At 38.1% G+C, this 6,191-nt stretch carries 5 protein-coding genes; 1 reads left to right on the top strand and 4 read right to left on the bottom strand.

What is annotated here, in order from left to right:
* Positions 1–51 precede the first annotated feature (51 nt).
* The 4 genes from FJR05_RS25110 to sbcC form a co-directional block, all read right to left on the bottom strand.
* A complete protein-coding gene (locus FJR05_RS25110; protein ID WP_168646619.1) occupies positions 52–1,008 on the bottom strand; it encodes an oligosaccharide flippase family protein in 957 nt (318 codons plus the stop codon).
* Between the two features lie 358 nt (positions 1,009–1,366).
* Positions 1,367–1,660, bottom strand: a complete 294-nt coding sequence (locus FJR05_RS25105; protein ID WP_371416942.1) for a Uma2 family endonuclease — start codon at positions 1,658–1,660, stop codon at positions 1,367–1,369.
* 298 nt (positions 1,661–1,958) lie between these two features.
* Positions 1,959–2,639, bottom strand: a complete 681-nt coding sequence (locus tag FJR05_RS25100) for an HAD family hydrolase (protein WP_168646618.1) — start codon at positions 2,637–2,639, stop codon at positions 1,959–1,961.
* Between the two features lie 107 nt (positions 2,640–2,746).
* Positions 2,747–5,773 carry an exonuclease subunit SbcC gene (gene sbcC, locus FJR05_RS25095; RefSeq protein WP_168646617.1) on the bottom strand — a complete coding sequence of 1,009 codons (3,027 nt, stop codon included), beginning with the start codon at positions 5,771–5,773 and terminating at the stop codon, positions 2,747–2,749.
* A gap of 145 nt (positions 5,774–5,918) precedes the next feature.
* Between sbcC and FJR05_RS25090 the strand changes: the two genes are divergently transcribed.
* Complete coding sequence (locus tag FJR05_RS25090; RefSeq protein WP_168646616.1) at positions 5,919–6,113, top strand: hypothetical protein; 195 nt, start codon at positions 5,919–5,921, stop codon at positions 6,111–6,113.
* Positions 6,114–6,191: the final 78 nt, after the last annotated feature.

Raw genomic sequence — 6,191 nt, 5'->3', positions numbered from 1 at the left:
CTCCTATCCCTGTTACTTCCTAATTCCTTTTTAGTGGGGGAGTGTGAACAGTTACGAAACAAGGGCAAAGAGGGCGTTCACTTCCAGAGCCTGTTTTATCTTTTGGGTAAACTCTGGATTACCCATACTATCGTTTGCTGAGTAATTACTCAGAACTGGGACAAGAGGCTGAACAGGTAATGCTGAAAATGAATTAATTGCCGATGTTGCATCAGTAATTCCAGCATACATTCCCAGGGTTTCAGAACCCAAAAAATAACCAACAATCAGCCGATCCCCTCTACTGAATACAGCAGTCCCTAATGACATTAACCAGATAGTTAAGCTGTAGTTAGCAATTGCCATAACCTTTTCTGTTTTCCAAATAGGCTTTAGGCTGACACCACGAATTAGAGATAGTACCACCCAAATATGACTTAATAATGTTACTATTGTAGTCAAAGCTTGCCACTGCATAAGTGCTACCGTCCGACCACCAAACCAAGCTACCCCAAACAGCCCAAAACTCAGCAAAAAATTCTGCATCGTATTCAAGATATTTAGTAAACTATAACGCTGGTAAGCTTGCTCTATACCTATTAAAACTTGTTGAAATAATTTTGCCCAGATAACGAGTCCACCAATCTGTAACGCTTGTACAACTACTGAATGTTGTGTTTTTCCTACTTTAGGAAACAGATCAATAATACCATCAGCACCAAATAAAAGAGCGATCGCCGCAAGGGTAGCCAGTATAAGCATACCCCCGACGGTAATGGTTAAAGTTTGTGATAGCCCATTAACATCTTCCTTTCTTAAGTCCTGGGAAACAAACACGGTAGTTGCTGTAGCAAGACCAGCCTCAGCTAAAGCAACAATTGTAATTACAGTGCAAGAAAGTGTCCACAAACCGTATTCTTCAACGCCAATCAGGCGAATTAGTAAGGGAATTGTCAGGATAGCCAATCCAATTCGGATAATTCCACCAGCGGCATTATATAGTCCATTCTTTAAAAAATTGTTGTTCACCTAAAGCATTACCATTTGATAGGAAAGTTCTGGTTGATTATTTATTTTCTGAGCCGCAATTAATATGGATTAAAAACCAATCTAATCTTTTGTTTTATCCCATAATTAGCCATAGCCGTCCCCTACTCCGGCTATTCATAATCCTGACTAGTAGTCTGTCAATCCAAAAATGACGGGTAAAGGCAAGTAGGGGGGTAGGGGAAGTAGGGGAGGGAAAAACAGAAGTTTTTTCCTATCATTACCCGTCAAAATAAATTTGACGAACTACTAGCCTCTTCAACCAAGTTAGCCATGCCCTGGGAATCCAACAGTGTGACTGGGTTAGTAAGACTCTTATCTTGTCCAATGTATTGCTTAGTTAAGCCATTGTCAACCAGCCAAATACATTATCAACAGTTAATTTTAACTCTATTCCTGCCAATGCAGGCAGAATATCGGTTTTTTCCATTAGTATTGGTTGGCGATCGCACAAAAATACTAAAATACTTAAATCATCAGGATCAAGAAACCATCCTAATTTACATCCATGCTCCATACAATACAAGATATTGCCAATCACTTTATTTGATTTCTGTTCAGGAGAAAGAATTTGAATTACCCAATCGGGAGATAGTTCAAATCTATCTGGGACTTCTCTACAACGAGAAAGAATTTATTGAAAATCCAGTTCCCCTCTCGAAGAGCCTACGGTGTACACACAAGCCCCTTTGCAAGGGGAGGGTTAGGGAGGGGTCAAAATATTTGATACATGAATCATGACTTTTTAAACACCCTCTTAGGAGAGGTTTACCAGATGGGTTAAAAATTATTGGTCGAACTCACGTTTGGTTCATTAGACTTCTACGGTAAAGATTGTAGAGACGTTCCATGAAACGTCTCTACAAGGGTTTCAAACGACGCACATTCAATTTTCGGAGATGTCTATTGCCGATTACCCATTATTTTTGTGTTTACTGCTTGAGGATCAAATTTACAGCGGTTTTTAAGTCGGCCACAATCATGTCGGGTTGATAGGATTCTAGTTGTGAGCGATCGCGGATACCAGATTCAACAGCGATAATTTTAATATTATGTTTTTTGGCGGCGGTAATGTCGGCTTCTGTGTCTCCCACCATCCAAGTATCAGCCGCAGGGGGGAGTTCAGCTAAGGCTTTAGCCATTAATAAAGGTTTATCTTCGACATCACGGGTTTTTACATAGTCGTTACTCAGACAATAACGGCGATTTTCTGGGAAGAATTGACTTAAATTATGTTGATTAAAAGCATAGTCTAGTTCTCGTACTCTCCTCATAGTCATTACGGCTAAATCAACACCGGCGGCTTGAATTTGGGTGAGTGCGGCTAATGCTGTGGGGACAATAACATCATACTGGAAATAAGGTAAGGTGTGAACTGTTTGTTTACGGATTTGGGAAAATTCTTGCCCTTGCTGGGCATCTAAACCTGATTTTAAGGCAATTTGGAGTTCGGGAGTGTGAGATCGCTTGAGTTGCCAAAATTCGGCTTTAGACAGTTCTGTAATTGTTTGTTGAGGATATCGGGTTTTCTCTAGACACAATTGATAAACACGGTAATAGCGTTCCGAAACATCCATGATTGGTCCGTCAAAGTCAGTAATTAATCTCAGCATTAGTAGATAATGTTAAATTTTTTTACATTATCCCAGTTAGGTGGTATTTTTAATCTAGGATTTCGCGCAAAGAGGCAAAGGAGCAAAGACGCAAAGGAAGATTGAGATTACATCAATAATTGTAATTGTGAACCTTGTTGATTTTTACTCACTTCTATTCTGGCTTGGAAGGCTTCTTTAAGGTGGGGCATATGGGTGACAGTGAGAATACAGGCAAAATCCGATGAGATGGCGTTAATGGCAGCAATTAGGCGATCGCATCCTTCCCCATCTTGAGTCCCAAAACCTTCATCTACTACTAATAATTGTAATGATGCTCCTGCTCTTTGTGCCAATAATTTTGCCAACGCTAAACGAATGGCAAAGTTAATTCTAAAAGCTTCCCCTCCTGAATAAGTTTCATAGGATCTCGTTCCCCTAGCATCAGCAATTAAGATATCTAAAGTATCTATTAATTTAGCATTTTTCTTGCTAGATTTGCCACTACGTCCCGCTTTTTGGGTAATAAATTGGACGTGAAATTGATTTGCACTCAATCGAGAAAGTAATTGATTAGCTTCCGCTTCCAGTTGAGGTAAAATATTTTCAATCATTAAAGCTTGAATCCCATTTTTACCGAAAGCTTGGGCTAATTCCTGATAAACCCGCTGTTGTTGTTTACAAGTTTGTAATTGTTGTATTCCTTGGTCATACTGATTTTGTAAAGTTTCCAATTGCAGGGACATTTGTTTTAATTGCCCTAACTGGGATATTTTATTATCTAGTTCCCGTCTGCGGTTTGCTAATTGTTGTTCTAAATTATTAATTTGGGCTGTGGGGTTGGCACTATCAGATAATTGTTTAACAATATTATCAATTTCTTGAGTTAATAGTCCTCTTTCTTTCAAGATTCTTTGTAATGAATCTTCTAAATCTTGATTTTTATTACTTAATTGCGGATATTGTGATTGTGCTGATAATAATTGTTGATGACGTAATTGCCAAACCTGCCCTTGTCGCACACCTTGACGCAGATAATTATGCTGTTCAGAACTATAGCCAATTTCCGCAATTTGCTGTTCTAAATTAGCAATTTCCTTCGCACAATCAGAATCAGTTTGTCCCTGTTGCAGTTGCCATTGTAATTGAGTAATATTTGCTGTTAATTCTGGCTTTTTAGCTATTAGTTGCGCTTGGCGTTTTAAGGCATCCTTAATTTGTCCTTGTTTAATTTCTGCCCAGCGTAATTTATCTACCTCACTGCGGGCAAGGGCGTGGTCTTGTTCACTATAATTAAGTTGTTGAAGAGATTGATCTAATTGCTGAATTTCTATTTGTTTTTCAGGGGCATAATCACCACTTTCTAAAGAACGTTCTAAATGTTCTTTTTGGGCAATAATTTGTAATAACTGTTGTTGGACATCACTTGTAGCTTCTAACTGTGCGGCTAATTGTCCCCGTTGTTCGCGCAATGAATCATAACCGGATAATTTTTGGGATATTTCTCGATATTCTTGTCGGAGTACCTGAATTTCTCGATCTGAAACTGCAAGTTGTTCCCGCACTACCCAAAATTGTCCTTGGGTATCTTCATATTCTAATTGGGTTTTTTCGATAACTTTACTCCAATGATGTTCATCTAAAGGACGTTCACACAAAGGGCAACTAGCATCGGGATTTTGTAACATTTGCAATTTTTGTTCTAGTTCTCCTAACAACCTTTCATAATCTCGTTGGTGGGCTTGCAAACGTTCAATAAAATGTCGTCTTTCCTGTCCTTTTTCTTGAACTCTTTGGAGATAAACGCGCTTTTTTTCTAATTCTTCAATTTGCGTTCCTATTTCTACTACTGCTTGTTGTAATTGGGGTTGCCGGTGATGTTGATTTTGTAATTGTTTTTCTGTGGCTTGCATTTGCTCCAACCGCGCCATTAAACTAGCATGAGTGCGATCTAATTGAGTTTGCAAACTGGCTCTTTGTTGTAATAATGGTGTTACCTGCATTTGCAATTGATCTAAGTTAGTCAAATGCTGACGGGCTTTATTTAATTGTAATATGGCTGTTTCGATATCCCCAGATTTACTCAAGGTTTGAGTAATTTCTTGTTCTTGCTGTTCTAAAGCTGCTAATTGGGCTTCAGCCTGTTGTAATTGACGTTCTAAATCTTGCGTTTGTTTATATAACTGTTGTTGTTTTTGTTGTTTTAAATTGGTAGCGCGGGTATGTTGTTCAAATTTAGCTGCAAAAATTTCTTCTTGAGATTGCAGATTTTGATATTGACTATAACCAGCTTGAATATCACTTTGTTGATTGATAATCTTTTCTAAATCTGCTAATTGGGATTTTACGGCTATTTGTTCTTGTTGTAAGCGATCGCTATCCTGACTCAGATTATCATATCGTTGCCGCACAAAATTTAATTGTTGTTCCCAACTTTGTCTTTGATGTTGGATAACCTGTAAACTTTGTAACTGAATATTTTCAAAAGCTTGCACCTGTTGTAAATCATTTAGTTGCGCTTCTAACTCAGTGCGTTGACTTTCCGTTATTTCCCGTTGTTGGAGTTGAATTTTGATATTTGCTAAGGAATTTTCTAAATCTTCTCCTTGGATTTTATAAAGTTTAGCTTTATCCTTGGCTCGTTCTTCCAACTCATCATACTGATTTAGTTTCAATAACTCTGCTAAAATTTCCTTACGTTCAGCAGGACGTTTGAGCATAAATTCATCGGCTTTTCCCTGACGCAAATAAGCCGAATTAATAAAAGTCTCATAATCTAGCTTAATATGTTCGAGAATCACATCCTGAGTGGCTTTTAATCCCTTACCCGTCAAGGGACGAAACCCAGTAGGAGTTTCAATTTGAAATTCCAAAATGCTAGTTCCACCCCTCACCCGGTTGCGAATTACCCGATAAGTTTGCTGTCCACTTTGGAAAGTGAAATCAATTCGGACTTCTTTCGCACCAGAATGGATCACATCATCCTCAACAGTAGCACGGCTTTCACCCCAAATTGCCCAAGTGATAGCTTCTAAAAGGGAAGATTTTCCCGCACCATTAGAACCACAAATACACGCCGTATGCAAGCCGCTAAAATCTAAACTTGCATCACGGTAACTGAGAAAATTTTTAATGATAAGTTGAACTGGGATCATTCAGGCTATAGTGCCACATTTACAATTTTGATTATTAACAGTACAGATGCACTTGATTTTTAGTTTAGCTATCTAGTAAGCAGGTTTCTAGTTTTAAAGACATCAATTTTACAAAAATTTACAATAGTAAGAGGAGGTTTTTCAAATGTCATCTGATGGTATCGTCAGATATTCTGTTTTTGTTGTCAAAAATGCGTTTATTGATACAATAAGTAATAAGTGTAACAAAAACCTAGTTAAGGCTGTATCTATAGACTTTGATAAAAAAGCCCGTGCGGTTATAGTTGCACTTTTAGATAAATATGCAGCACTTGCGCGATCGCAGTTCACAAACCCTTAATCATCTGCTAAATTTTCTAACTCATCAGAAATCAAATTTTGCCAATCTTCATCACAATGGGAATGTAAATGAATTGAA

Origin of the sequence: Dolichospermum sp. UHCC 0259 (assembly GCF_009711935.1) — a bacterium.
Taxonomy (GTDB): domain Bacteria; phylum Cyanobacteriota; class Cyanobacteriia; order Cyanobacteriales; family Nostocaceae; genus Dolichospermum.
Note: the sequence above shows the minus strand (reverse complement) of the source record. Positions and strands in the feature narration are given on the sequence as shown.